The sequence below is a fragment of the Stenotrophomonas sp. SAU14A_NAIMI4_5 genome (assembly GCF_003086795.1).
In the GTDB taxonomy this organism is placed as follows: domain Bacteria; phylum Pseudomonadota; class Gammaproteobacteria; order Xanthomonadales; family Xanthomonadaceae; genus Stenotrophomonas.
In genome coordinates this window covers 3,770,834-3,795,417 of record NZ_CP026003.1, presented here as the reverse complement: position 1 = coordinate 3,795,417, position 24,584 = coordinate 3,770,834, and the positions used below count along the sequence as shown (strand labels likewise).

The 24,584-nt window shown below is 67.6% G+C and carries 23 protein-coding genes; 9 read left to right on the top strand and 14 right to left on the bottom strand.

From position 1 onward, the window contains the following. Nucleotides 1–155: 155 nt before the first annotated feature. Nucleotides 156–2,942 (top strand): TonB-dependent receptor, encoded by a 2,787-nt coding sequence (locus tag C1925_RS17450; RefSeq protein WP_254051443.1) that lies wholly within the window; start codon nucleotides 156–158, stop codon nucleotides 2,940–2,942. 219 nt (nucleotides 2,943–3,161) lie between these two features. Here the strand turns inward: C1925_RS17450 and fhuE are convergent, their stop codons facing one another. The 4 genes from fhuE to C1925_RS17430 all read right to left on the bottom strand — a co-directional run bounded on the left by fhuE (nucleotide 3,162) and on the right by C1925_RS17430 (nucleotide 7,124). Then, nucleotides 3,162–5,324 (bottom strand): ferric-rhodotorulic acid/ferric-coprogen receptor FhuE, encoded by a 2,163-nt coding sequence (gene fhuE / locus C1925_RS17445; protein WP_108769997.1) that lies wholly within the window; start codon nucleotides 5,322–5,324, stop codon nucleotides 3,162–3,164. A gap of 226 nt (nucleotides 5,325–5,550) precedes the next feature. Next, the gene (locus C1925_RS17440) at nucleotides 5,551–6,027 is read right to left on the bottom strand and encodes a hypothetical protein (protein WP_108769996.1); all 477 of its coding nucleotides are present in this window, start codon (nucleotides 6,025–6,027) and stop codon (nucleotides 5,551–5,553) included. A gap of 75 nt (nucleotides 6,028–6,102) precedes the next feature. After that, the gene (locus C1925_RS17435; RefSeq protein WP_108769995.1) at nucleotides 6,103–6,654 is read right to left on the bottom strand and encodes a M23 family metallopeptidase; all 552 of its coding nucleotides are present in this window, start codon (nucleotides 6,652–6,654) and stop codon (nucleotides 6,103–6,105) included. Further along, the gene (locus tag C1925_RS17430) at nucleotides 6,651–7,124 is read right to left on the bottom strand and encodes an Lrp/AsnC family transcriptional regulator (protein WP_108769994.1); all 474 of its coding nucleotides are present in this window, start codon (nucleotides 7,122–7,124) and stop codon (nucleotides 6,651–6,653) included. The genes C1925_RS17435 and C1925_RS17430 overlap by 4 nt, the downstream gene beginning before the upstream one ends. Nucleotides 7,125–7,196: 72 nt before the next feature. Here C1925_RS17430 and C1925_RS17425 point away from each other — a divergent pair, with 72 nt between their 5' ends. Further along, the gene (locus tag C1925_RS17425) at nucleotides 7,197–8,072 is read left to right on the top strand and encodes an EamA family transporter (RefSeq protein WP_108770752.1); all 876 of its coding nucleotides are present in this window, start codon (nucleotides 7,197–7,199) and stop codon (nucleotides 8,070–8,072) included. 247 nt (nucleotides 8,073–8,319) lie between these two features. Here the strand turns inward: C1925_RS17425 and C1925_RS17420 are convergent, their stop codons facing one another. The 4 genes from C1925_RS17420 to C1925_RS17405 all read right to left on the bottom strand — a co-directional run bounded on the left by C1925_RS17420 (nucleotide 8,320) and on the right by C1925_RS17405 (nucleotide 11,596). Beyond that, nucleotides 8,320–9,057, bottom strand: a complete 738-nt coding sequence (locus C1925_RS17420; protein WP_174213557.1) for an endonuclease/exonuclease/phosphatase family protein — start codon at nucleotides 9,055–9,057, stop codon at nucleotides 8,320–8,322. A 53-nt stretch (nucleotides 9,058–9,110) separates the two neighbouring features. Then, entirely contained in the window at nucleotides 9,111–9,935 is an 825-nt protein-coding gene (locus C1925_RS17415; protein WP_108769992.1) for a thiol:disulfide interchange protein DsbA/DsbL, read from the bottom strand. 106 nt (nucleotides 9,936–10,041) lie between these two features. Then, nucleotides 10,042–10,689 carry a thiol:disulfide interchange protein DsbA/DsbL gene (locus C1925_RS17410; protein WP_108769991.1) on the bottom strand — a complete coding sequence of 216 codons (648 nt, stop codon included), beginning with the start codon at nucleotides 10,687–10,689 and terminating at the stop codon, nucleotides 10,042–10,044. Between the two features lie 106 nt (nucleotides 10,690–10,795). Then, the gene (locus tag C1925_RS17405; RefSeq protein ID WP_108769990.1) at nucleotides 10,796–11,596 is read right to left on the bottom strand and encodes a c-type cytochrome; all 801 of its coding nucleotides are present in this window, start codon (nucleotides 11,594–11,596) and stop codon (nucleotides 10,796–10,798) included. A 157-nt stretch (nucleotides 11,597–11,753) separates the two neighbouring features. On the opposite strand from C1925_RS17405, the gene yihA reads away from it, so the two are divergent. After that, entirely contained in the window at nucleotides 11,754–12,356 is a 603-nt protein-coding gene (gene yihA / locus C1925_RS17400) for a ribosome biogenesis GTP-binding protein YihA/YsxC (RefSeq protein WP_079223317.1), read from the top strand. Between the two features lie 93 nt (nucleotides 12,357–12,449). Here the strand turns inward: yihA and C1925_RS17395 are convergent, their stop codons facing one another. From C1925_RS17395 to C1925_RS17385, 3 genes are all read right to left on the bottom strand, one after another. Then, nucleotides 12,450–13,424, bottom strand: a complete 975-nt coding sequence (locus C1925_RS17395; RefSeq protein WP_108769989.1) for an MBL fold metallo-hydrolase — start codon at nucleotides 13,422–13,424, stop codon at nucleotides 12,450–12,452. Nucleotides 13,425–14,323: 899 nt separating this feature from the next. Beyond that, on the bottom strand, nucleotides 14,324–15,148 hold the full coding sequence (locus C1925_RS17390; RefSeq protein WP_108769988.1) for an AraC family transcriptional regulator: 825 nt from the start codon (nucleotides 15,146–15,148) through the stop codon (nucleotides 14,324–14,326). Further along, nucleotides 15,145–15,849: a VIT family protein gene (locus C1925_RS17385; RefSeq protein WP_108769987.1), complete on the bottom strand. Its 705-nt coding sequence runs from the start codon at nucleotides 15,847–15,849 to the stop codon at nucleotides 15,145–15,147. The genes C1925_RS17390 and C1925_RS17385 overlap by 4 nt, the downstream gene beginning before the upstream one ends. A 151-nt stretch (nucleotides 15,850–16,000) precedes the next feature. Here C1925_RS17385 and C1925_RS17380 point away from each other — a divergent pair, with 151 nt between their 5' ends. Further along, nucleotides 16,001–17,365, top strand: a complete 1,365-nt coding sequence (locus C1925_RS17380) for a glutamate--cysteine ligase (RefSeq protein WP_108769986.1) — start codon at nucleotides 16,001–16,003, stop codon at nucleotides 17,363–17,365. A 122-nt stretch (nucleotides 17,366–17,487) separates the two neighbouring features. Here the strand turns inward: C1925_RS17380 and C1925_RS17375 are convergent, their stop codons facing one another. Beyond that, nucleotides 17,488–18,540, bottom strand: a complete 1,053-nt coding sequence (locus C1925_RS17375; RefSeq protein ID WP_108769985.1) for an NAD(P)-dependent alcohol dehydrogenase — start codon at nucleotides 18,538–18,540, stop codon at nucleotides 17,488–17,490. 104 nt (nucleotides 18,541–18,644) lie between these two features. Here C1925_RS17375 and C1925_RS17370 point away from each other — a divergent pair, with 104 nt between their 5' ends. Further along, on the top strand, nucleotides 18,645–19,529 hold the full coding sequence (locus tag C1925_RS17370; RefSeq protein WP_108769984.1) for a LysR family transcriptional regulator: 885 nt from the start codon (nucleotides 18,645–18,647) through the stop codon (nucleotides 19,527–19,529). Nucleotides 19,530–19,637: 108 nt separating this feature from the next. Here C1925_RS17370 and C1925_RS17365 read toward each other — a convergent pair whose 3' ends face one another. Then, nucleotides 19,638–20,054, bottom strand: a complete 417-nt coding sequence (locus C1925_RS17365; RefSeq protein ID WP_108769983.1) for a VOC family protein — start codon at nucleotides 20,052–20,054, stop codon at nucleotides 19,638–19,640. A gap of 115 nt (nucleotides 20,055–20,169) precedes the next feature. Between C1925_RS17365 and C1925_RS17360 the strand changes: the two genes are divergently transcribed. Then, nucleotides 20,170–20,847 (top strand): SMI1/KNR4 family protein, encoded by a 678-nt coding sequence (locus tag C1925_RS17360; protein ID WP_108769982.1) that lies wholly within the window; start codon nucleotides 20,170–20,172, stop codon nucleotides 20,845–20,847. A 49-nt stretch (nucleotides 20,848–20,896) separates the two neighbouring features. On the opposite strand, the gene C1925_RS17355 is transcribed toward C1925_RS17360, so the two are convergent. Then, on the bottom strand, nucleotides 20,897–22,000 hold the full coding sequence (locus C1925_RS17355) for an alkene reductase (RefSeq protein WP_108770751.1): 1,104 nt from the start codon (nucleotides 21,998–22,000) through the stop codon (nucleotides 20,897–20,899). Between the two features lie 128 nt (nucleotides 22,001–22,128). Between C1925_RS17355 and C1925_RS17350 the strand changes: the two genes are divergently transcribed. From C1925_RS17350 to C1925_RS17340, 3 genes are all read left to right on the top strand, one after another. Then, on the top strand, nucleotides 22,129–23,037 hold the full coding sequence (locus C1925_RS17350) for a LysR family transcriptional regulator (RefSeq protein ID WP_108769981.1): 909 nt from the start codon (nucleotides 22,129–22,131) through the stop codon (nucleotides 23,035–23,037). 82 nt (nucleotides 23,038–23,119) lie between these two features. Then, nucleotides 23,120–23,395 (top strand): metal/formaldehyde-sensitive transcriptional repressor, encoded by a 276-nt coding sequence (locus tag C1925_RS17345; protein WP_079223297.1) that lies wholly within the window; start codon nucleotides 23,120–23,122, stop codon nucleotides 23,393–23,395. A gap of 59 nt (nucleotides 23,396–23,454) precedes the next feature. Then, nucleotides 23,455–24,564, top strand: coding sequence for an S-(hydroxymethyl)glutathione dehydrogenase/class III alcohol dehydrogenase (locus C1925_RS17340; RefSeq protein ID WP_108769980.1), 1,110 nt, complete (start codon nucleotides 23,455–23,457; stop codon nucleotides 24,562–24,564). Nucleotides 24,565–24,584 lie beyond the last annotated feature (20 nt).

The following is a 24,584-nucleotide window of genomic DNA, read 5'->3' as shown; positions in this document are numbered from 1 at the left end:
TGTTTACAAAGGAGACGCTGCCGCCACGCAGGGGGGAGCGCGGCAGCCCATGTCCCGACATTCCTTTGGAGAGAGAGCGAATGAATCACCTGCATTACCGCCCCTTGGCGGTCGCTGTCGCGCTGTGCGTGACGGCCCTGGCACCGCTGGGGGCAATGGCCCAGACGGCTACCACCCTGGATGCCGTCGAAGTGACCGGCACGCGCATCAAGCGTGCTGAAGTGGAAGGCCAGGTGCCGATCCAGACGCTGAGCCGGGGCGACATCGAACGCACCGGCCTGAGCTCGATCGGCGAAGTGCTGCAGCAGCTCACCGGTTCCGGTTCGGCGCTGAATGCCAAGTTCAATTCGTCCGGCAATTTCGGCTTCCCGCCGGATGGCAGTGGTGTCGGTGCCGGTTCGGCACAGGTCGACCTGCGCCACCTGGGTGCCAAGCGCGTGCTGGTGCTGGTCGATGGCATCCGCTGGGTCAATGAATCCTCGGCGTCGGGCGTGGGCGCGGCCACCGACCTCAATACCATTCCGCTGGCGATTGTCGAACGCATCGAAGTGCTGGAAGACGGTGCCTCGTCGCTGTACGGCTCCGATGCGATCGCCGGCGTGGTCAACATCATCACCCGCCGCGATTTCGATGGCGGGCAGGTCACCCTGAACTACGGTGAATACAGCAAGGGCGACGGCACGCAGAAGGGCGTGGACCTGGCCTGGGGCACCAGCGGCGATCGCTACAGCCTGTTCCTTGGCGCGAGCTGGACCAGGCAGGACGCGGTGTATGCGCGCGACCGCGAACAGTCGCGCTTCCCGATTCCCGGCACCGGCCTGGCCTTCGGCAGCGGCGGCATCCCGCAGGGGCGCTTCGCCTTCGTCGATCCCAACACCGGCGCCGAGCAGGACATCGTGCCCAACACCGGCGTGAGCAACCCGCGCTATGACGGCAGTGCCGGCTGCAACCGCAGCGACGACTACCACTGCTTCACCAGCGCCGACCGATTCAACTTCGCCGAATACAACATGGTGCTGACCCCGTCCGAGCGCAAAGGCGTGTTCGGCCAGTTCCGCTTCGACATCACCGACGACGTGCAGTGGTACGTGAAGGCGCTGGGCAATCGCCGCGAATCGACCAACCAGGCCGGCCCGGAACCGCTGTTCTTCGGGCCTGACGGTGCCACCGGCAATCCGCTGGCCGACAACATCGTGGTGTCGGCGCTGAACCCGTACAACCCGTTCGGCTTCGACCTGGTGTCCGGCGACAACATGAGCCTGATCGGTCGCCGCCCGGTGGAAGGCGGCGCGCGCGTGTTCGAGCAGGAGGTCAACACCACGTACTTCGCCACCGGCCTGGTGGGCAGCTTCCAGGCGGCGAACCGCAGCTGGTACTGGGACGTCAACGGCATGTACAGCAAGAACAAGGCCGAACAGACCAACTACGGCAGCTACAACATCTACAACGTGAACCTGGCGCTGGGCGATCCGGCGTTGTGCGCGGCCACGCCGGGCTGCGTGCCGCTGAACATCTTCGGTGGCGTCGGCTCGATCACCCCGGACATGCTGCGCTGGATCCAGCCGGTGGTGCGCGACCGCAGCCAGAACGAGCTGAGCCTGGTCACCGCCAACCTGTCCAGCGATCTGTTCACCCTGCCGGCCGGCCCGGTCTCCTTCGCCACCGGCCTGGAACACCGCCGCTATGAAGGCTGGTACCAGCCCGATCCGCTGACGGTGATCGGCCACTACAACGGCGTGCCTTCGCAGCCGACGTCCGGTTCCTACGACGTCAACGAGGCCTACCTGGAGCTGAGCGTTCCGATCTTCGCCGACTCGTCGCTGGGCAAGAAGCTGGACCTGAGCCTGGCCGGGCGCTATTCGGATTACTCGACCTTCGGTGGCGAGTTCACCCCCAAGTACGGCCTGCGCTGGCAGGTGACCGATGACTTCGTGCTGCGCACCACCTATGCCGAGGGTTTCCGTGCACCGTCCATCGGCGAGCTGTACGGCTCGGCCGCACGTGCCGACCTGCAGCTGTTCGATCCGTGCTCGGTGGGCCTGGGCGGCACCGCGCCGCGCGGCAATCCTGCCAACTGCGCCGCGCTGGGCGTGCCGACCGGCTTCCAGCAGGCGAACTCGCAGATCTCGGTGACCACCGGCGGCAACCGCGAACTGGAGCCGGAGCGCTCGCGCAGCTTCAGCGCCGGCTTCGTGTGGAGCCCGTGGTTCGGCAACAACGCCACCTGGTCCGAACGCTTCGACGTGGAGGTGACCTTCTACCGCCATAACATCGACGGTGCGATCCAGGCGATCAATGCGCAGACCCAGCTGGACCTGTGCGTGGACACGCTGGACCCGATCTACTGCGATGGCATCACCCGCGCCAGCACCGGTGCGGTCAACAGCTTCAACAACCGCCTGACCAACCTGGGTTCGATCAAGACCGATGGCTGGGACGTGGACATGTTCTGGACGCTGCCGCAGAGCGACATCGGCCAGTTCAAGCTGGGCTGGAAGAACACCTTCGTCGGCCGCTACGAGGCCACCGGTGCGGCCGGCCAGCGGCAGCCGCAGAAGCCGGGCGTGGAGGTGGCCGACAGCTCGATTCCGGAGTGGACGAGCAACGCCAGCATCGGCTGGACGCTGGACAACTGGAGCGCCAACTGGACGGTGCGCCACATTTCCGAGCTGACCGAGGACTGCGGTGATGCAGTGGCCTTCCCGGTGTGCAGCAACCAGGCCGCCGGCACCAACAAGTTGGCCGCCACCACCTACCACGACCTGCAGGTGGGCTACAAAATCGACTGGATGAAGGGGCTGCAGCTGACCGCGGGCCTGAACAACGTGTTCGACAAGGATCCGCCGATCTGCCTGTCGTGCTCGTTGAACGGCTACGACGCCTCGACCTACGACATCCCGCGTGGCCGCTACTGGTACATGCGCGCGGACCTGCGGTTCTAGGTTGACCGGCAGGTGCCAGGGAACGGCACCTGCTTTTCACCGGTAGCGCCGGGCCATGCCCGGCGGCTTTTCGCGGTCATGTAGAGCCAAGCCATGCTCGGCTGCTTCATGCCTTTGTAGAGCCGAGCCCATGCTCGGCTGCTCTTTGCGAAAGCCAGTCGAGCATGGCTCGACTCTACAACGACCCACGGCGCCGGGGGCTGCCCGGCGCCGTCTGCATCAGAACGACCAGGTGAATGTCAGCGAGCCATTGCGGCCGTCGCCGAACGCACCGTAGCCGTTGATCTGCGAGTAGTACTTCTTGTCCAGCAGATTGTTGAGGTTGGCCTGCACGCTGAACTCCGGCGAGATGCGGTAACGCACGAAGGCGCTGACCAGCGCGTAGCCATCCTGTTCGATGCGGCCGTACGCCGGCACCGCGTAGTAGATGCGGTTCTGCCAGTTGGCACCACCGCCAACGGTCAGGTCCTGCAGCGACTGCGGGGTGTAGCTGGTGAACAGCTTCAGCGTGGTCTGCGGCAGGTTGGTGTTGATGTCCGCATCGTTGATGTCCTTGGCCACGTAGCGCGAGGCGCCGAAGGTGGCATTCCAGCCCGGTGCCAGTTCGCCGTTCAGCTCGAACTCGAAGCCGCGGCTGACCGTGCCGCGTGCGGCGATGTAGGCGGTTTCGCCGCCGGTTCCGCCGATCACCGGTTCACCGGTCGACTGGCCGACGTTGTCCTGCTCGATGCGGAACACGGCCACCGAGGCATTCAGGCGGTTGTCGAACCACGCGCCCTTGACGCCCACTTCGTAGCTCTTGCCGTCGACCGGATCGAGGTAGCTGCCGTTGCGGTCCTTCAGCATCTGCGGCTGGAAGATCTCGGTATACGAGGCGTAGGTCGAGTAGGTGTCATTGATGTCGAACACCAGGCCGGCATACGGCGTGGTCACCTTGTGCGAACGATCGGCGCCTTCGCCTTCACTCTTCCAGTCGGTGTAGCGCGCACCGATGATCAGCTTCAGCGGATCAGCCAGCGACAGGCGCGTGGCTGCATAGCCGGCCTTCTGGGTGATGGTGCCTTCGCTGGCCAGGCTTAGCGGGTTCCAGTTCGGTTCGCTGATGTTGCCGTTCCAGTTCAGGTAGCTGGAGAAGGGGTCCCACGCGAGGCCGGCACCACCGACCTGGTAGTCGCCGTAGTTGGCGTAGTCGCGCTTGTTGTAGCTCAGGCCTGCCATGAACTGGTGTTCGCGGCCGAACAGCTGGAACGGACCGTCGACGAAGCCATCGATCGCGTCGACCTTGCGCTCGGTGTTGTAGAAGCCGGCCGACGGCGAGATGCCGGCACCGGTGTTCTTGTCGAAGTACGAGGCGCCGGTGACCCAGTCGTTGTAGGCCGGGTAGAACAGCTTGTCGTCGGCCTTGGTCTCGTCATGCGTGGCGCCGATCTTGAACTTCCAGCCGTTGGCGAAGCCGTGCTCCAGGGTGGCGAAGGCGCGCTTGCTGGTGGTGTCCCAGTAGGTCCAGTTCGGGCTGGCGTTGAACGACTCGTCGTAGCCGGTGCTGGTGCCATCGGAGAACAGCATCGGGAAGCCGCCCCAGGTCGCGCCGTTGGCGCGCTTCTGCTGGTAGTCGTAGCCCACGCTCAGCTGCGTATCGGGGGTCAGGTCGGCATCGATGACCATGTAGCCCAGCGTCTTGTGCTGGTTGTAGCGGTCCATCTGCGCATCGGTGTCCAGATAGCTGCCGATGACGCGACCACGCACGGTGCCGCTGGCATTCAGCGCGCTGCCCACGTCCACGGTGGTGCGGGTGCGGCCCCAGCTGCCGACGTTGACCGAGACGCTGCCGGCCAGTTCGGCGCTGTCGGCGTGCTTGCGGATCAGGTTCACCGAAGCGGACGGGTTGCCGGCGCCGCTGAGCAGGCCTGTGGCACCGCGCACCACTTCCACGCGGTCGTACAGGGCCAGGTCCAGGCCGGAGTCACCGTAGCTCCAGTTCTGCACCATCTGCGTCGGCAGGCCATCGAACTGGTAGCTGTCGATGTAGAAACCGCGCGCGTAGAACTCGGTGCGCTCGGTGTCGGACTGGGTGCTGCTCACGCCGGTGGTGTTGCCCAGCACGTCGATGATGTCGTCGAGGTTCTGGTCCTCGATGCGCTGGTGGCTGATGATGCTGATCGACTGCGGGATCTCGCGCGGGGCCAGGTCGAAGCGGGTACCGGCGGAGGTCTTGCGCACCGAATAGCCTTCGGCGCGCTCACCCTTCACCACGACTTTGTCGAGGGTGGTCGGGTCGGCGGCGGTTTCGGCGAAGGCGGCCGGCGCGGCGGCCAGGCACAGGGCGGAGAGCACCGCCGCGGACAAGCGGTGCGGCAGCAGAGCAGGGGTCGAGCGGATCATGTGGGTTCCTGGACGGGCACGTGCGTGCGTCCGACCGGCTTCCCGGATGGTCTGGCGCCGCGGCTGGTGGGGGTCTCACGCCGCTGGCGGGGCCCTGCGCTGCAGGACGGTGGCTGGGCAATGCGAGGAGGGCGAACCGTCCTGGCTGCCCGGAAAACGCAAATATGGTAATGCGAATTGTTTCTATTTACAAATGGCGCCGGGGCGTGCCGGTCCCTTCGCCGCCTCAGTCGTCCAGCGGGGTGCGCTCGGCCTGGATCTTCATGTGCGGCAATTGGCCCTCGATGCCATCGGCGTACTCGACGGTGACCATCACGTCTTCATTGATCATGGGCGCGCCGTACACCTCCACCTTGCCGGTGATGTACACCGGGGTGCTGCGCAGACGCCCGGCATGGATGGCCGTTGGATCCAGGCAGGCCAGCGTGTGGCGAATATTGGCCGAGGCGAATTCGGTCGAGGTGTTGGGGATCAGCCAGTGGCAGAACTGCTTGCCCGCGTCGCTGCCATCGTCCTCGCAGCGCTTGCTCCAGCGGCTCCAGTCGGTCACCAGTTCAATCGATCGCGGGGCATCGACCTGTGCGGTGTTGGCGTAGGCCGCCAGTTGCCTGCACCACGGGTCGCGCTGTGCCTGCAGGGTGCTGCAGCCGGTGGCCAGGATCACGGTAGCGATCAACAGCGGGGTGGCGCGAAGCTGGGTCATCGGCGTGCTCTCCCTGTCACTGCGGTTGATGATGCGGCGGGCCCGTCGTGGTGTCGAGCCGCAGCGTCACTGCGATCAACGCAGCAGCGGCAACGGGTCGCGGGCGCCGTCCTTGCCGTAGATGCCCCAGTGCAGGTGCGGCGGCGTGCCCTTGGCGTTGCCGCTGTCGCCGACATGGCCCAGCAGCTGCCCGGCCTGCACCACCTGGCCTCGCGCCAGGCCCTCGGCCCAGTCTTCCAGGTGCGCGTAGTAGTAGCGCTCGCGGCCGGGCCCGATCACCCAGACCTGGCGCCCGCCGAGCCCGCGTTCGCCCACATCGGCGACGACGCCTGCGGTAGCGCTGCGCACGGGCGTGCCGCGCTTGCCGAAGATGTCGATGCCGGCATGCGTGCGGTTACTGCCGCGGGGTGCACCGAAGGTGTCGGCGATCTGCCGCGGGCGCACGCCGTCCACGGGCACGGGCAGCTCGGTGGCCGGTGGCATGCGTCCCAGCGCCCACAGCATCTTCGGTGCCGCCGCCCACGGGCTGTTCCACAGCGAGAGCACGGCGATGCCGGCGGCCAGCAGCAGGGCGCCGGACAGCAGCCAGCGGCGCAGGCGTCGGGCAGGGGAGGGCGGCGGGGTCATGCCAGCGGCACCGAGAAGCTGCGCTTCAACGTGCCCAGCGCCACCGAGGTGCGGAAGCGCTCGATGTTGTCATCGCCGCCGAACAGGCGCTCGGTGATCGCTTCGTACTCTTCCATCGAGGCCGCCGAAAGCAGCAGCAGGAAATCGCCGTCGCCGGTGATCGAGTAGCACTGCTGCACGGCCGGATCGTCCTGCACGCGGCGGCGGAACGGGGCGACCTTTTCGCGCTGCTCGCTGACCACCCGCACCTCGACGATGATGGTCAGCGGTCGCCCGACCTTGGCCGCGTCGAGCACGGCCACGTTGGCGGCGATCACGCCGCTGTCCTGCAGGCGCTTGATGCGCCGCTGCACGGCGGGGGTGGACAGGTGCACGGCCTCGGCGATCTGCCGCTGCGGCAGGGCGTTGTCCTGCTGCAGCAGGTCGAGGATGGCGTGGTCGAAGCTGTCCAGCACGGGGGCGGTGGCCATGGCGAGCAGAAATTGCGCGGACGGGCCGTCAATTGAGCCAAGTGCTCGCCGCCAGCGCAATAGACTGTGCGCATGCAGACTTCCCGATTCGCGCCGATGTTGCCGGCGCTGGCGGTGCTCGGCTCGGTTACCGCGCTGGCCATCGGCACCTCCTACGCAAAACACCTGTTTCCGCTGGTCGGCGCGCAGGGCACCAGCGCCCTGCGCGTGGGCTTCTCGGCGCTGTTGCTGCTGCTGTTCTGGCGGCCGTGGCGCTGGAAGACCAGCCGCGTGGATGCGATGACCATCCTCCGCTACGGGCTGACCCTGGGCCTGATGAACCTGCTGTTCTACATGGCCATCCGCACCATTCCCTTCGGCATCGCCGTGGCCATCGAGTTCACCGGCCCGCTTACGGTGGCGATGCTGTCCTCGCGGCGGCCGATCGACTTCCTCTGGGTGGGCTGCGCGCTGGTCGGCCTGTTGCTGCTGCTGCCGCTGGGCGGCGGCCCGGCGCTGGACCCGGCCGGCGTGCTCTATGCGATGGGGGCGGCCGCGTGCTGGGGCCTGTACATCGTGTTCGGCAAGCGCGCCGGCCACCTGCATGCCGGCCACACGGTTTCACTGGGGCTGCTGGCGGCCTCGCTGGTGGTGGTGCCGGTGGGCGTGGCCCATGCCGGCATGGCGCTGCTGGAGCCGAAGATCCTGCTGGCGGGCCTGCTGGTGGCGCTGGTGTCCAGTGCGATCCCGATGTCGCTGGAGATGATGGCGCTCAAGCGCCTGCCGAAAGAGACCTTTGGCATCCTGATCAGCATGGAACCGGCGGTGGCCGCGCTGTGGGCGATGCTGCTGCTGCACGAGCACCTGGAGGGCGTGCAGTGGCTGGCGATCGGCTGCACGGTGGTGGCCTCGGTGGGCAGCACGATGACCGCACGGCGGCTGAGGAACCCGGTGGTGCAGGCCGGGTAGCGCCGGGCCATGCCCGGCGGAGAGCCGTGCGGACCAACGGTCCGCACCCACCAGAGCAGCAGGTCCGCACCCACCAGAGCAGCAGGTCCGCACCTACCAGAGCAGCAGGTCCGCACCCACCAGAGCAGCAGGTCCGCACCCACCAGAGCAGCAGGTCCGCACCCACCAGAGCAGCAGGTCCGCACCTACCAGAGCAGCAGGTCCGCACCCACCAGAGCAGCAGGTCCGCACCTACCGGAACGGTGGGTCAGCGCAGGGCTTCGGCCGGTACGTCGATGGCCATGGCCAGGGCCAGGTGGTCGGAGAACGCGGCCGGTACGGCTTCCACGCTGCGGGTCTGCAGGCTGCTGCTGACCAGGATGTGGTCGATGGCCCGGTCCGGGCGCCAGCTGGGGAAGGTCGGCACCACGCAGCCTGGCGGCTGCAGCCGGGTTTTCTGGTACAGCACCTGCATTTCCGGGCGCTCGGCCAGGCAGTTGAAATCGCCCATCAGCACCGCGTTCGGGTGGTCGGACAGCAGCTCGGCGATGAAGCCGAGCTGCGACATCCGCGAACCCGCGCCCAGCGACAGGTGGGCCACGGCCACGGCCAGGCCGTCCTCGCCATCGCCGAACTTGGCCAGCAGCACGCCGCGCCCGCCGATGCGGCCGGGCAGGGCGTGGTCCTGTACTTCCACCGGTTCCAGCTTGCTCAGCAGCCCGTTGGCGCTGGACGCCACTCCGCCCATGCGCCGGTTCGGCTGGTGGCTCCAGTAATTGAAGCCGGCACGCTGGGCCAGGTAGTGGGTCTGGTTGGTGAAGCCCGACCGCAGGCTGCCCGGGTCGGCCTCCTGCAGGCCGACGATGTCATGGCCGCGCGCCAGGGTGGCGATCGCGTCCAGGCTGCTGCGCTTGCGTCCCGCCGGCAGCGCATGTGACCAGCTGCGGGTCACATAGTCGCTGTAGCGGCGGGTGCTTGAGCCGGCCTGGATGTTGGCCGTCAGCAAGCGCAGGGTCCGTGTGTGGGGGGAAGTCACGGCCGGTAATGCTTTCTCTTGGATCAGTGAGCCTGGGCCGCACCGCGTTCGCGGGCGATCAGGTGGTCGGCGATGCGCAGCATGTCCGGGAAGCTCTTGCCCTTCACCAGGTACTTGCCGTTGATGATGATCGACGGGGTGCCGCTGATCGCGCTGCGCTGGGCGAACTGCTTGGCCGAGTTGGTCTTGGCGTTCACCGCGAAGCTGCCCATGGTGGCGGCGAACTGCTTCGGATCCACGCCGTAGCCGGCGTAGAACTTGGCGATGTCGTCGACCGAGTCGGCGCCGCGCTCACCCTTCAGGGTCTGCTGCGAGTGGATGGCGGCGTACAGCGCTTCGTGGGTCTTCTCCTGCACGCCCAGGGTCTGCGCGGCGTAGAAGGCACGGGCGTAGTTGTCCCAGGTGCCGCCGAACATGGCCGGCACGTAGACGAAGTTCACGTCGCTCGGCAGGCCGGCCTTCCACGGGCCAACCAGCGGCTGGAAGGCGGCGCAGGCCGGGCAGACGTAGCCGAAGATCTCGACCACTTCGACCTTGCCGGCGGCCGGCTGGAACGGCTGGCCATTGCTGATCACCTGGTAGTCGCTGCCTTCCACCGGGGCCGGGCCGGTCAGCGCGGTGGTGGTCGGGGCCGGTGCGGCGGCCGGAGCGGCTTCGGTGGCGGCCGGGGCAGCGCCTTCGGTGGCGGCAGCCGGCTCGGCGGCGGGGGCCGCGGCAGGCTCGGTGGCAGCCGGGGTGGCGGCCGCTTCAGCCGGGGCGGTGGTGTTGGTGGTGCCGTCGTCGGCCTTGCAGGCCGCCAGGATCGGCAGCAGGGCTGCAAGTGCGAAAGCAGCGATACGGGTCTTCATTGAAACGTCTCCAGCATCTGGAAAGGTGGGGCCAGCGGCGGGCGCCGGCCAGGGGGAAATGATGACATGCGGCGGCGACAGCGCCGTGTCGATGGTCGGGATTGGTTCAGCGGCCGCGGGCGCGGGCTTCGGAGATCAGCTTGGACGCGATGCGCAGCTGGTCGTCGAAGCTGTTGCCACGCACCAGATACTGGCCGTTGATGATGATGGCCGGAGTGCCCGGCACCTGGGTGCGCTGGGCGAAGGCACGGGCTTCGGCGACCTTCTTCTGCACCGCATCGCCACGCAGGGCCTGCTTGTAGCGGTCGGCGCTCACGCCATAGGCGGTATAGAAGGTGGCGAGCTCATCGGCCGAGACGTTCTGCATCGGCAGCGAGCCGTCCTCATGCAGGGCCTTGAACACGGCGGCGTGGCTGCGCTTGGCAACGCCCACTTCATCGGCCGCGTAATAGGCCAGGGCCCAGGCATCCCAGGCACCGCCGAAGGCGGCCGGGACCGGGGTGAAGCGCACGTCGGCCGGCAGCTTGGCGGCCCAGGCTTCCAGCTGCGGCTCGAAGTGAGCGCAGTGCGGGCAGGTGTAGCCGAACACTTCAACGACTTCGATCTTGCCGGCCAGCGGCTGGAACGGGCCGGACTTGGCGATGCGCTCGTAGTCTTTGCCTTCAACCAGCGGGGCATTGGCGGGGGTGGCGGCGCAGGCGGCCAGCGGCAGCATCACCAGCAGGGACAGCAGAAGGCGGGGAATCAACCTCATCGACACGCATCTCCATTGAAAATAACAACGCCGGCGCAGCCGCCGGCGTGAAGGAAACATACCGCAGCCGCGGGCCGCAGTGGCGACCCGGGCCGACCAGTGGTGGTCAGGGGGCGGCGGCCGGTTGCGTGGCGGTGGCCTCGGCGGCGATGTCATCGGCCTTGTTGTGCAGGCCCTGCAGGTAGCTGGAGAGCGCCTGGACTTCCTGCTCGCTCAGCTTCTGGGCGACGGCGGCCATGATCTGGAAGTGCGCCTTGTCGGTCTCGTTGGTCTGCCCGGCCTGGTATTCCTGCAGGCGGCGGGCGACGTAGCTGGCGTGCTGGCCGCCGATGTGCGGGTAGGCCGGGCCGGGGTTGCCGGCGCCGCTGGGGCCGTGGCAGGCCATGCAGGCGGGCAGGCCGCGCGTGGCGTCGCCACCGCGGTACAGCTGCTGGCCGATCTCGTAGAACTTCATGCCCTTGTAGGGGCCGTCGGCCACGGCGGTATCGTCGGCGATGCCGGCGGTGGCCTTCTGGGTGGCGAAGAACGCGCCGATATCGCGCATGTCCTGCGGGGTGAGGTTCTGCACGAAGGGCACCATCGCCACCGACGCGCCGGAACTGCGCTGGCCGTTGGCGATCAGGGCCATCTGCTGGGCCACGTAGCGTTCGCTCTGGCCGGCGATGGACGGGTACATCTCCACCGTGGAATTGCCGTCGGCCCCATGGCAGGCCGCGCAGGCCGAGGCCTTGGTCTGGCCGGCCTTGGCGTCGCCCCAGGTGGTCTTGCTGAAATCCACTTCCAGCGAGGCGGTGCGGATCGGCCCGTTGTCGGGCAGCGGGGTCAGCGTGGTCTGCGCGAACGCAGCGGCGGCAACAACGACGGCGGTGGCAAGAGCGGATACGGCAAGAACGCGAGCGTGGCGCATGCTAAAGCTCCGTATGGACCGGGCCGGGGCGTGGCCGCCGGCATCGCCCGGATTATCAACGCCGTTTCCGCGCACGGTCAACGCAGCAGTGCAGCATTTTCCCGGCCCGCGGCCCCCGGCACGGGCGCGCGGCGCCGCAACATGCGATCCTAGTGGCATGTCATTGCTCATCGAACGCGCCCGTTACCACCTCTCGGCCCACAACGTGCGGCAGCTGCCGCCCGATGAAGGGGCCGAAGTGGCCTTCGCCGGCCGCTCCAACGCCGGCAAATCCAGCGCCCTCAACGCGCTGACCCGGCAGAACTCCCTGGCCCGCGTGTCCAAGACCCCCGGCCGCACCCAGCAGCTGGTGTTCTTCCAGATCACCCCGGAAGCGCACCTGGTCGACCTGCCCGGTTACGGCTACGCCAAGGTGCCGCTGGACCTGCAGGCGCACTGGCAGGCCTTCATCGACCGGTATTTCCGCACCCGCGAAGCGCTCAAGGGCCTGGTGGTGGTGATGGACATCCGCCACCCACTGAAGGACTACGACCGGCAGATGCTGTCCTATGCCGTGCAGCGTGGCATGCCCGCGCACGCGCTGCTGACCAAGGCCGACAAGCTCAGCCGCAGCCAGCAGATGCAGACCCTGCAGAAGGTCCGCAAGGAACTGCATTCGGCCTATGGCGACAGCGTCAGCGTGCAGGTGTTCTCCGGTGAGGACCGCACCGGCGTGGACGAAGCCCGCGGCGTGATCGGCGGCTGGCTGGGGCTGGCGTAAGGCGTCTCCGCTGCGCTCGCCGGGCATGGCCCGGCGCTACCCGATGTTGCCGCGACCGGGGACCGGTAGCGCGGGGCCATGCCCGGCGGCACCTCATTTCAACGGCGAATACTCCGCCGGCACCCACGCGTAAGCCTCGCCCTCGCGGCGCACATGGCCCAGGCCGGGGAACGGCAGGTGCGCACCGGCCACCCACCAGCCCTTGGCGGTGGCCTGCTCAAGCAGCCCGCGACGGCTGGCGATGGCCGCCTTGCGGTCGGCATCGGCCTCGAAGGCCGCTTCCGGGTGCGCGAACTGCACCGCGTGGAAGTGCAGCACATCGCCCCACACCAGCAACGACTGGCCCTGGCTGTCGAACCGGTAGGAGACATGGCCGGGGGTATGGCCGTGGGTGTCCATCGCCACCGCGCCGCCGGGCAGGGCATCACCGGGCTTGAACGTGCGCAGCCTGCCGTGGGCCTGGTACGGCGCCACCGCGTTGCGGGCCAGCGGGAAGGCGAAACGCACGCCCTCCGGCGCACCGGCTTCGCTGGCCGGGTCCAGCCAGTAGTCGGCATCGGCCTTGGACAGCCACACCGTGGCATTGGGGTAGGCCGGCTGGCCCTGCGCGTCGAGCACGCCGCACATGTGGTCCGGGTGGGCGTGGGTGAGCAGGATGTCGTCCACCTCGGCCGGATCGACGCCGGCGGCGCGCAGGTTGCCCAGCACCTGGCCCAGGCCGGGTCCGAAGCACTGCGCGGTGCCGGTATCGACCAGGGTCAGGTGGTTGCCCTGGCGGACCAGGAAGGCGTTGACCGCGGTCTGCAGGCCCTTCTTGTCCTCGGGCACGTAGCGGCCGTCGAGCAGGCGGGTGACCAGGGTGGGCGAGACATCGACCACTTGCTGGCGGCCGAGCGCGACGACGCCATCGAAGAGGGCGGTGACCTGCAGGGCGCCGACGCGCTGGTGGTAGACGCCCGGCACCTGCTGGGTGGGGGCGGGCGAGGTGGCTTCGGCCAGGGCGGCCAGCGGCAGGGAGGACAGGGCGAGCAGCAGGGCGCCGCGCAGGGGCAGGTGACGCAGGGTCATGAGGTGGGGCTCGGTAAGGCGGGATATTCCGTCGCTGTGCAGCGTGCCGGGTGGCGTGCGCGCGATGCGCTCAAACCACTGCGTGGAATGCTCAGGGGGTTTTGTTCGGCAGGGCTTGCAGCCCTGCACCTGCTCAATGCAACGGCAACGGCCGAAGCAACGTCAAAGGCAGGTTTCCTGAGGGTAGGCGGGGTGGGTCCGGTTGAGGGGGACGCTGCAAGTACGTCCCTGTAAGCTCGGTCGCCGCATCCATGCGGCTCACGCCCCCTCAACCGGACCCACCCCGCCTTCGACAGTTCTCCGCGATCTGTCAGAACGGCGCTCTGCTTTGGTGGGTGCCGACCGTTGGTCGGCACGGGGTCGGATATCGATGTCTGACAGATGTGCCGACCAACCGTCGGCACATACCAAAAGCCGCCGTTACCAGTAGATCCACGCCATGCGTGGATGATTTATCCGATATTTGACAGATGTGCCGACCAACGGTCGACACCTACCAAAAGTCGCCGTTATCAGTCGATCCACGCCATGCGTGGATGAATTCATTCGATATCCGACGGATGTGCCGACCAACGGTCGGCACCCACCATCAGCAGTTCCCAACAGCCGCGTGAACCTGTCGAAGGTGGGGCACTGTGGGTTTGCGGGGTGTGAGCCGCATGGATGCGGCGACCAAGCCCCCATGGGTGAGGGCGCTTTGCTTGCGAAGCACTGCTTCGCGAGCGCCCGAACGCACAGCCGCCAGCGGCTGGGCCGGACCCCGGAGGGGGGGTTACGGCGTCCCCGCAAACCCACAGTGCCCCGCCATCCCACGGAATGCCGCTCCGGCTTTGGACGTTGCCGTTGCCGCGGCTTGAAGCAGGTGCAGGGCTGCAAGCCCTGCCAGACAACCCCACCCCTTAGATGTCCGTCGGAGCCAGCCCGTACTGCTCGGCGAAGCGCTTGCTGAAACTCGCCGCCGAGCGATACCCCGCGCGGGCGGCCACCGTCTTCAGCGGTAGATCGGTCGTGTACAGCAGTGTCATGCCGTGTGCCAGCCGCGCCTCGGTCAGCAGCTGGCGAAGGCTGGTGCGTTCTGCGGCGAGGCGCCGGCGCAGGGTCGCGCCGCTCAGCGCGAACTGGTCTTCCACATCGCGCGACTGCCAATCACGCGCTGGCTCGGCGGCGATGCGGTCGCGGATCTGCTCGCCCAAGCTCGGGGCCTGCGGCAACAGCAGGTTGCCGTGGCCCTGCCGGCACCAGGCCAGCACCAGTTCGGCCAAGGCCAACCGTGCTTCGCTGTAATGCCCGTCCTGCAATGCCTGGCGCCAGCGCCGCAGCACCGTGCCGTGGTCGACCAGCCGCGGCTGCGCGATCGCATCGCCGGGCGCAGGCAGTGCTTCGCTCCACAGCGTGCGCGCCGCACTCAGTACTTCCGCGCACAGCGGCACGATGGCGCCGAGGTAGCGGCCGGTGCCTGCGTCGGGGGTGTTGACCACATCGATCCGGCAGCGCTGGGTGAACAGCAGCATGTCACCGGCGTGGGCGGTCAGCGACTGGTGCGCGGTGCGTACCTGCTTGCTGCCTTCCAGCAGGATGACGAACTGCGGCTGCGGTATCTCCACCGAACTGGCACCGTGCTCGCGGCGCGCGGTGATGCAGGCATAGCCTTCGGCACGGTCGCAGCCGGCCAGGCTGGCCATCTCGGCCAGCAGGGCAATGTCAGGCGGCAGCATCGTGGTCATGACAGGTGGGCCCCCAGCAGTTTGCCGATGCCCGCGGCGGCGGCCATCGCCAGTGCGCCCCAGAACATCACCCGCACCGCGCCGCGCAGCGGCGGCGCGCCACCTGCACGGGCGGCCATCGCGCCGGTCAGGCACAGGCCGATCAGGGTGCTGGCGGTGGTCGCCACGGTGACTTGCGCCGCGCTGGAGAACAGGGCGGTCAGCACCGGCAGTGCGGCGCCGCAGGTAAACGCACCGGCCGAGGCCAGGGCAGCCTGCAGGGGGCGTGCGCGCAGGGTGTCGGTGATGCCGAGCTCGTCGCGTGCGTGTGCGCCCAGCGCATCGTGTGCGGTCAGCTGCTCGGCCACGTGCCGGGCCAGTGCCGGCTGCAGGCCGCGATGGCGATAGATCGCGGTCAGCTCGTCCAGCTCGCTGTGCGGGTCTTCGTGCAGCTCGCGCATTTCCACGGCCAGGTCGGCCGCTTCGGTGTCGGCCTGGGTCTGCACCGAAACGTATTCTCCGGCGGCCATCGACATCGCGCCGGCCACGGTGCCGGCCACGCCGGTGGCCAGGATCGTGCTGGCCGAGGCACCGCTGGCGGCCACGCCGACCACCAGGCCGGCGACCGAGACGATGCCGTCGTTGGCCCCCAGCACGGCGGCGCGCAGCCAGCCGACGCGGTCGGCGCGGTGCAGTTCCGGGTGTCGTGAATGGCGGCTCATGGCCTGAGTGTACGGGGGTCAAGAGGTCGTCGGTAGGATGCTGAAACCCGTCACCGTCGCATGCTGCGAAGGGCCGCCACGCTATAGTGCGCCCTTGCGATGGAAGGCCCCCAGCCCCACATCCCCTGCCACTGTCCAGCGAGTCCTCCCCTTGTCGAGCCCCAGCCACGTCGCCGATACGCCCATTACCGACCGCTCGGAGCTGGTCGAGGTGCTTGCCTCCGGCGAAAAGCCCCGTGCGCAGTGGCGCATCGGTACCGAACACGAGAAGTTCGGGTTCCGCCTGGACGATCTTCGCCCGCCGACCTTCGAAGGCGAGCGCGGCATCGAAGCCCTGCTCAACGGCCTGACCCGCTTCGGCTGGGAGCCGGTGCAGGAGAACGGCAACACCATCGCCCTGCTGCGTGACAACGCCTCGGTGACGCTGGAGCCGGCCGGCCAGCTGGAGCTGTCCGGTGCGGCGCTGGAAACCATCCACCAGACCTGCGTGGAAACCGGCACCCACTTGAACGAAGTGGCGCAGGTGGCCGGCGAACTGCAGCTCGGCTTCCTCGGCATGGGCTTCCAGCCGAAGTGGACGCGCGATGAAATGCCGTGGATGCCCAAGGGCCGCTACAAGATCATGCGTTCCTACATGCCCAAGGTCGGTTCGCTCGGCCTGGACATGATGACCCGCACCTCCACCGTGCAGGTCAACCTGGATTACGCCACCGAAGCGGACATGGTGAAGAAGTTCCGCGTGTCGCTGGCGCTGCAGCCGATCGCCACCGCGCTGTTCGCCGATTCGCCGTTCACCGAAGGCAAGCCGAACGGCTACCTGAGCTACCGCTCGCACATCTGGACCGACACCGACGCCGACCGTACCGGGATGCTCGACTTCGTGTTCGAGGATGGCTTCGGTTACGAGCGCTATGTCGATTACCTGCTCGACGTGCCGATGTACTTCTCCTACCGCGATGGCATCTACCACGATGCCAGCGGGCAGAGCTTCCGCGATTTCATGCAGGGCAAGCTGCCGGTGCTGCCGGGTGCGCTGCCGACGCTGCGCGACTGGTCGGACCACATGACCACCGCCTTCCCGGAAGTGCGCCTGAAGAAGTACCTGGAAATGCGCGGTGCCGACGGTGGCCCGTGGAGCCGCCTGTGCGCGCTGCCGGCGTTCTGGGTCGGCCTGCTGTACGACGACACCGCGCTGGATGCGGCCTGGGACCTGGTGCGTGATTTCAGCCTGGCCGAGCGCCACGCGCTGCGCGACGGCGTGCCGAAGTACGCGATGGGCCTGCCGTTCCGCAACGGCACCGTGCGCGACCTGGCCCGCGAAGCGGTGAAGATTTCCGTGGAAGGCCTCAAGCGCCGCGGTGCACGCAATGCCGATGGCCAGGACGAAAGCAAGTTCCTGGACGTGCTGCAGGAGATCGTCGAATCGGGCCTGACCCCGGCCGAGCGCAAGCTGGCGCTGTTCCATGGCCGCTGGCATGGCGATGTCGATCCGGTGTTCAAAGAATTCGCGTACTGACCGTCTCGCGGTAGTGCCGGCCGCTGGCCGGCAGCTGTACGGAGTTGCCGGCCAGCGGCCGGCACTACCTAAAGAAAAAACCCCGGCAATGCCGGGGTTTTTTCGTTCCATCACTGCAGCGATCAGGCCTTGATGGTGGCCATGTCGATCACGAAGCGGTAGCGCACATCGTTCTTCGCCATGCGCTCCCAGGCCTGGTTCACGTCCTTGATGTTGATCACTTCAACATCGCTGACGATGCCGTGCTCGGCGCAGAAGTCCATCATCTCCTGGGTTTCGGCCATGCCGCCGATGGCCGAGCCGGTGACGTGCTTGCGGCCGAAGATGACCGTGCCACCCATCAGCGGCGGGTCGAGTTCGGTGATGACGCCGACCAGGCACATGGTGGCATCGCGCTTGAGCAGGCTCATGTACGGGTTGGTGTCATGGCTGACCGGCACCGTGTTGAGCAGGAAGTCGAAGCTGTTGGCGTGGGCCTTCATCTGCTCCGCGTCGCGCGAGACCAGCACTTCGTCGGCACCCAGGCGCTTGGCGTCGGCACCCTTTTCCGGGGTGGTGGTGATCATCACCACGGTGGCGCCCATCGCCTTGGCGAACTTCACGCCCATGTGGCCGAGGCCACCCAGACCGATCACGCCCACCTTCTGGCCCGGGCCGACCTTCCAGTGGCGCAGCGGCGAGTAGGTGGTGATGCCGGCGCACAGCAGCGGCGCGGCGGCCTTCAGGTCCAGCTTTTCAGAGACCTTCACCACGAACCGCTGCTCGACCACGATGTGGTCGGAGTAGCCACCCATGGTCAGCTCGCCGGTGTTCCGGTCGTGGCTGTTGTAGGTGTAGGTCGGGCCCTTTTCGCAGTACTGCTCCAGGTCGTGGTCGCAGGCATCGCAATGGCGGCAGGAATCGACCATGCAGCCGACGCCGGCGAAATCGCCGACCTTCAGGGTGGTGACGGACGGGCCGACTTCGACCACGCGGCCGATGATCTCGTGGCCCGGCACCATCGGGTACTCGGCGCCGCCCCAATCGTCGCGGGCCTGGTGCAGGTCGGAATGGCAGATGCCGCTGTACAGCACTTCGATGCGGATGTCGTTGGCGCCGACGGCGCGACGTTCGAAGGTGAAGGGCTCGAGCGGGGCGGTGTTGGTGCGTACCGCATAACCATGGGCGAGGGACATGGGGAATCCTTGGCGGGGTTTGTCGAAAGGCGCTTTACAATACGCCCCTAGTACCGGCCTACAAAGCCTGGATATCGGCATGATTCATCAAGGCAGACTGCATAATGGCCTCTGACAATCTCTCCCACCTGGCCGCCTTCGCCGCCGTGGCCCGCCACCGCAGCTTCCGCAAGGCCGGCGGCGAGCTGACCCTGTCGACCTCGGCGGTGAGCTATGCGATCCGCGCGCTGGAAGAACGGCTGGGCGTGGGCCTGTTCCACCGCACCACCCGCAGCGTGGCCCTGACCGAGGCCGGGCAGCGCCTGCTGGACCGGCTGCAGCCAGCGTTGGGCCAGGTGCACGACGCGCTGGAAGAAATGAACCAGTTCAGGGACAGCCCGACCGGCCTGCTGCGCATCAACGCGGCGCGTGCGGCGGTGCCGACCCAGCTCGGTCCGCGGCTGACCCGCTTCCTGCGCGCGCACCCGGATGTGCGGCTGGAGCTGACAGAGAACGATGGCCTGGTCGACATCGTCGCCGATGGCTTCGATGCCGGCGTGCGCCTGCATGAGTTCGTGCCCGAGGACATGGTGGCGGTGCCGCTGGGGCCGGCGCTGCACGGCATGATCGTGGCCTCGCCGGAGTACCTGCGGCAGCACCCGGCGCCGCAGCACCCGCGCGACCTGCTGCAGCACGAATGCATCCGTTTCCGTTTCGCCAGCGGGCACCTGTACAAGTGGCAGTTCGACCGCGATGGGCAGTCGCTGGAAATCGACGTGCGCGGGCGGCTGACGCTGAGCGAGCAGACCACCATCATGCGCGCGGTGCTGGATGGTTTCGGCCTGGCCTATGTGCTGGAAGATGCCGCGCGCCCGCATATCGAGGCCGGGACGATGGTGGCGGTGCTGCAGGACTGGAGTGAACCCTTTCCCGGCTTCGTGCTGTATTACCCGAAGCAGCGGCAGATGTCGTCGGCGCTGCGCGCGTTCGTGGACATGTTGCGGGAGTGAGGCGGGATGCCGTGCCGACCACCGGTCGGCACCCACCGCATCAGGCAGTAGATCCACGCCATGCGTGGATGCAGTAGATCCACGCCATGCGTGGATGGCAGGCCCCGATCACTCCACCAGCGCGTCATACCCCAACCCAACGAACTGGATCAGGCAGAACCCATGCCCGAACGGGTCGGCCAGCACCGCCAGCCGCCCCCAGCGGCGTTCGCTCACCGGCAGTTCGATCACCGCGCCGGCGGCCACCGCGCGTGACAGCGCGACATTGATGTCTTCTACCACCCAGTCCAGGTGCAGCGGCGTCCAATGCCGCTCGTAATCGCGCACGTCGCCCTCGTCGGTGGCCACGCTGCCCGCATCACTCTGCAGCAGGTACAGCGGGGTGGAACCACCGAGCAGTTCAAGCGCGCCGGTCCCCAGCCGGCGGCCGACGCGCAGGCCGAAGGCTGCAACGTAGAACGCTTCGGCAGCGGCCAGATCGGGCACATCGATGTTGACGATGAAGGTGCGGGCGGGGGAGTCCATGGCAGGGATCTGCGGGGGCCGGTTGCGTGCAGTCTAGACCTGCTGGAGCAGGCTGCGGGTTCATCTGCCGGGTGAATTCAGGCAAGGTAGGTGGCTCCCCATGACAAGGACATCCATGAGCAGATTGAGCGACATCGAACAGGCGACCGGCCAGGCATTCCCGCCGCTGTTCCAGCAGCTGCATGACGCAGGTCGGTTGAGCTGGGGCGGCAGCCATCCGCAGTGGTCCAAAACGGTGTTCCCCACGCTGCAGGACGACCCGCCGGTACTGCTGTATGCCCAGGACTACGAGCCGCTGGAGCACGACGAGCTGCTGGAGGCGTGGCAGGAGCTCACGGCTGAAGATCACTACAATCCCCTGCGCGCGGACCTGCAGCTGCTGCCGTTCGCACGCACCGGGGCAGGTGACAGCTACTGCTTCTGGACCAATGCCCCCGGCTTCGACGAGCCGCCGGTCGTGCTGGTGTGGCATGACGATGACCGTGCCGATGTGCTGGCCGCCAACTACCAGGACTTCGTGTTCCGCAAGATGGTTGAAGCGGTGGCCGAATATGAGCGGCCGTATACGCTGTTGTCGCATGGCGAGCTGGCCGTGAACCTGCAGCGCTGGTTGCAGAACCACCAGCCGGTTCTGCGCGCCGACCAGTACGCGGCAGTGGCGGCGCTGTTCGCGCGCGAGAGCGAAATTGCTGAAGGCGACATCACCGATGACGAGGCACAGGCGCTGGTACAGCAGGTGATCGGCTTCCCGCGGCTGGACGAGTCGTTCGCCTACGTGCGCGAGGACGCTTGAACGCATGGGGTCGGATCCGCGCCTGGCGCGGCTCTGACCCCATGCCCGGTCAGCCCGCGACCGGGTAATCCAGATAGCCCTCGCGGCCACCACCGTAGTAGGTGTCGCGATCCGGCGCGGCCAGCGCGATGTCCTGCTGCAGGCGCTCGACCAGATCCGGGTTGGCGATGAACGGCTGGCCGAAGGCGGCGATGTCGATCGTGCCTTCATCGACCAGGCGCAGCGCGTACTCACGGGTCATGCCGCCGGCCAGCAGCACGGTGCCGCCGTAGGCCTGCTTGAAGGCCTTCAGGAAGTCTTCGCCGATCGCGCGCTCGCCATGCAGGTAGTTGTCATTCAGATGCACGTAGGCCAGCCCGCGCTTGCCCAGTTCTTCGGCCAGGTACAGGTAGCTGGCTTCGTTCTCGGCATAGGCCGGCATGTCGAAGACCTGGCTGTTCGGTGCCAGGCGCACGCCGACGCGATGCGCGCCGATGCTTGCGGCCAGTGCATCGACGGTATCCAGGATCAGTCGTGCGCGGTTGCGCAGCGAGCCGCCGTAGAGGTCCTGCCGATCGTTGGTGAGCGGGTTGAGGAACTGCTCGAACAGGTAGCCGTTGGCGGCGTGCAGTTCGATGCCGTCGAAGCCGGCGGCGATGGCATTTTCCGCGCCATGCACGAAGTCGCTGACGATTCCCGGTACTTCATCGGTGCGCAGGGCGCGCGGCGGGGTCGGATCGACGCGGCCGCGGCTGCCGTCATCCAGGTACACGAAGGCGAAGTTGCGCGGGTCGCTGCCCACGGCACGCGTACCGGCGCTGACCGGCTGGCCGCCGTCGGGCTGCAGCGAGCTGTGCGACATGCGGCCGACGTGCCACAGCTGGGCGAAGATCGTGCCCTGCGCGGCGTGCACCGCGTCGGTCACCAGGTTCCAGCCCGCCACCTGTTCGGCCGACCAGATGCCCGGCACGTCGATGTAGCCCTGGCCCTGCGGCGAGACCGGCGTGCCTTCGCTGATGATCAGGCCGGCGCTGGCGCGCTGCCGGTAGTACTGCGCGGTCAGCTCGTTGGCCACGGCGCCCGGGTTGCGGGCACGGGTCATTGGCGCCATGGCAATGCGGTTGTGCAGCGGGGTTCCCGCCAGGTCGAAGGGGCGGAACAGCAGGTCGGTCATCTCGGTCATCTCGGTGTGGGGGAGGGCGCCCGTGGCGCCATGCACACAGGATGGAGTTGACACCAAGGCACATAAAGAGCTTCGATTTCCCTCTTGGCGGGACATCGTGTCCCCAATGGAGGCTGCCGATGCTGCCCGTGGAATCCTTGAATGGCCTGGTGACCTTCGTCACCACGGCGCGCGCCGGCACCTTCACCGAGGCGGCCGAAGCGCTGGGCATCTCGCGCTCGGCGGTGGGCAAGGCCATCGCCCGGCTGGAGGCGCGGCTCGGTGTGCGCCTGTTCCACCGCACCACCCGACGCATCTCGCTGACCACCGACGGCGAGGCCTACTACGCCTCGTGCGCGGCCGCGCTGGATGAGATCTCCGCCGCCGAGGCCTGCCTGGGCTCGGCCGCGCACCTGCCCAGCGGACGCCTGCGCATCGACATGCCCTCGTCTTTCGGCCGCCTGGTGGTGATGCCGGTGCTGCTGAAGCTGTGCCAGCAGTACCCCGACCTGCAGCTGACCGTGACCTTCAACGACCACTTCGTCGACCCGATCGAGGAAGGCATCGACCTGCTGATCCGCTTTGGTGGCCTGCAGCAGGCCGAGCACCTGGTGGCACGCCGGCTGGGCAGCCAGCGCCTGGTCACCTGCGCCGCGCCGTCGTACCTGCAGGCGCACGGCGTGCCGCGCAGCGTGGACGAGCTGCGCCAGCACCGCAGCATCGTCGGCTACCGCCACGGCCAGCCGATGGCGTGGCGGATTGGCCCGGACGGCGAGGGCGGCACCTTCATTCCGCAGGCCACCCACCAGCTCAACGATGGCGATGCGGTGATCGACGGTGCCATCGCCGGGCTCGGCATCTGCCAGATGCCGGTCTCGCTGGTCCGTCGGCACCTGCAGTCCGGCGCCCTGCAATCGGTGCTGGACGAGTGCATGCAGCGGCACATCGAGATCCACGCACTGTGGCCGCCGACCCGCCACCTGCGGCCGAAAGTGCGCTTCGTGGTGGATGAACTGACCCGGCTGGCCGCGGCGGGCGCGTTCGACTGAACGCCCTGGATCGCCCTGCGGATTGAGCCCCAGCGTCGCCTGTGTATACTATCCCCCAGTATAGTTCCGCAGGTGGCTCGCCATGCCGCATTCCCCCGAAGAAAAGAAGAAGGTCCTGGCCCGCGTGCGCCGCATCCGCGGCCAGTGCGATGCGCTGGACCGCGCGCTGGAGGCGGGCGCCGACTGCGGGCCGGTGCTGCAGCAGATCGCGGCCATCCGTGGCGCGGTCAACGGGCTGATGTCCGAGGTGATGGAAGCCCACCTGCGCGAGGAATTCGGCCAGCCGGCCACCTCCGATGAACAACGCGCCGAACGCGTGCGCGAGATGAGCGGGCTGATCCGCTCATACCTGAAATAAACAACGGCGCAACATAGCGCCGCCCATCCTGTTACTGCCTGTCTTTTGGAGAGTCCGCCATGAAATCCCGTGCCGCCGTCGCCTTTGGTCCCGGCCAGCCGCTGCAGATCGTCGAGATCGACGTCGCCCCGCCGAAGGCCGGCGAAGTGCTGGTCAAGATCACCCACACCGGTGTCTGCCACACCGATGCGTTCACCCTGTCCGGCGATGATCCGGAAGGCCTGTTCCCGGTGGTGCTGGGCCATGAAGGCGCCGGCATCGTGGTGGAAGTGGGCGAGGGCGTGACCAGCGTCAAGCCGGGCGACCACGTGATTCCGCTGTACACCGCCGAGTGCGGCGAGTGCCTGTTCTGCAAGAGCGGCAAGACCAACCTGTGCGTGTCGGTGCGTGCCACCCAGGGCAAGGGCGTGATGCCCGACGGCACCAGCCGCTTCAGCTACAACGGCGAGCCGATCTACCACTACATGGGCTGCTCGACCTTCAGCGAGTACACCGTGGTGGCCGACGTGTCGCTGGCCAAGATCAATCCGGAAGCGAACCCGGAACACGTCTGCCTGCTCGGCTGCGGCGTCACCACCGGCATCGGCGCGGTGCACAACACCGCCAAGGTGCAGGAAGGCGACAGCGTGGCCGTGTTCGGCCTGGGCGGCATCGGCCTGGCGGTCATCCAGGGTGCGCGCCAGGCCAAGGCCGGCCGCATCATCGCGGTGGACACCAACCCGTCCAAGTTCGAGCTGGCCCGCGAATTCGGTGCCACCGACTGCATCAATCCGAAGGACTTCGACAAGCCGATCCAGCAGGTCATCGTTGAAATGACCACCTGGGGCGTGGACCACAGCTTCGAGTGCATCGGCAACACCAGCGTGATGCGTGCGGCGCTGGAATGCGCACACCGTGGCTGGGGCCAGAGCGTGGTGATCGGCGTGGCCGGTGCGGGCCAGGAAATCTCCACCCGTCCGTTCCAGCTGGTCACCGGCCGCAAGTGGATGGGCACCGCCTTCGGCGGCGTGAAGGGCCGCAGCCAGCTGCCGGGCATGGTGGAAGACGCGATGAAGGGCGATATCGAACTGGCCCCGTTCGTCACCCACACCATGGACCTGGACAAGATCAACGAAGCCTTCGACCTGATGCATGAAGGCAAGTCGATCCGCTCGGTCGTCCACTTCTGAATCACGCCAGGCGGCAGGCC

Excerpts from the sequence above, each read along its gene's own strand:
- C1925_RS17440 (WP_108769996.1), bottom strand. The coding sequence starts at position 6,027 with ATGACCCAGCTTCGCGCCACCCCGCTGTTGATCGCTACCGTGATCCTG.
- C1925_RS17375 (WP_108769985.1), bottom strand. The coding sequence starts at position 18,540 with ATGTCCCTCGCCCATGGTTATGCGGTACGCACCAACACCGCCCCGCTC.
- fhuE (WP_108769997.1), bottom strand. The coding sequence starts at position 5,324 with ATGATCCGCTCGACCCCTGCTCTGCTGCCGCACCGCTTGTCCGCGGCG.
- C1925_RS17410 (WP_108769991.1), bottom strand. The coding sequence starts at position 10,689 with ATGAGGTTGATTCCCCGCCTTCTGCTGTCCCTGCTGGTGATGCTGCCG.
- C1925_RS17415 (WP_108769992.1), bottom strand. The coding sequence starts at position 9,935 with ATGAAGACCCGTATCGCTGCTTTCGCACTTGCAGCCCTGCTGCCGATC.
- C1925_RS17430 (WP_108769994.1), bottom strand. The coding sequence starts at position 7,124 with ATGGCCACCGCCCCCGTGCTGGACAGCTTCGACCACGCCATCCTCGAC.
- C1925_RS17355 (WP_108770751.1), bottom strand. The coding sequence starts at position 22,000 with ATGACCGACCTGCTGTTCCGCCCCTTCGACCTGGCGGGAACCCCGCTG.
- C1925_RS17360 (WP_108769982.1), top strand. The coding sequence starts at position 20,170 with ATGAGCAGATTGAGCGACATCGAACAGGCGACCGGCCAGGCATTCCCG.
- C1925_RS17395 (WP_108769989.1), bottom strand. The coding sequence starts at position 13,424 with ATGACCCTGCGTCACCTGCCCCTGCGCGGCGCCCTGCTGCTCGCCCTG.
- C1925_RS17425 (WP_108770752.1), top strand. The coding sequence starts at position 7,197 with ATGCAGACTTCCCGATTCGCGCCGATGTTGCCGGCGCTGGCGGTGCTC.
- C1925_RS17365 (WP_108769983.1), bottom strand. The coding sequence starts at position 20,054 with ATGGACTCCCCCGCCCGCACCTTCATCGTCAACATCGATGTGCCCGAT.
- yihA (WP_079223317.1), top strand. The coding sequence starts at position 11,754 with ATGTCATTGCTCATCGAACGCGCCCGTTACCACCTCTCGGCCCACAAC.
- C1925_RS17385 (WP_108769987.1), bottom strand. The coding sequence starts at position 15,849 with ATGAGCCGCCATTCACGACACCCGGAACTGCACCGCGCCGACCGCGTC.
- C1925_RS17435 (WP_108769995.1), bottom strand. The coding sequence starts at position 6,654 with ATGACCCCGCCGCCCTCCCCTGCCCGACGCCTGCGCCGCTGGCTGCTG.
- C1925_RS17370 (WP_108769984.1), top strand. The coding sequence starts at position 18,645 with ATGGCCTCTGACAATCTCTCCCACCTGGCCGCCTTCGCCGCCGTGGCC.
- C1925_RS17345 (WP_079223297.1), top strand. The coding sequence starts at position 23,120 with ATGCCGCATTCCCCCGAAGAAAAGAAGAAGGTCCTGGCCCGCGTGCGC.
- C1925_RS17340 (WP_108769980.1), top strand. The coding sequence starts at position 23,455 with ATGAAATCCCGTGCCGCCGTCGCCTTTGGTCCCGGCCAGCCGCTGCAG.
- C1925_RS17390 (WP_108769988.1), bottom strand. The coding sequence starts at position 15,148 with ATGACCACGATGCTGCCGCCTGACATTGCCCTGCTGGCCGAGATGGCC.
- C1925_RS17350 (WP_108769981.1), top strand. The coding sequence starts at position 22,129 with ATGCTGCCCGTGGAATCCTTGAATGGCCTGGTGACCTTCGTCACCACG.
- C1925_RS17450 (WP_254051443.1), top strand. The coding sequence starts at position 156 with ATGGCCCAGACGGCTACCACCCTGGATGCCGTCGAAGTGACCGGCACG.
- C1925_RS17405 (WP_108769990.1), bottom strand. The coding sequence starts at position 11,596 with ATGCGCCACGCTCGCGTTCTTGCCGTATCCGCTCTTGCCACCGCCGTC.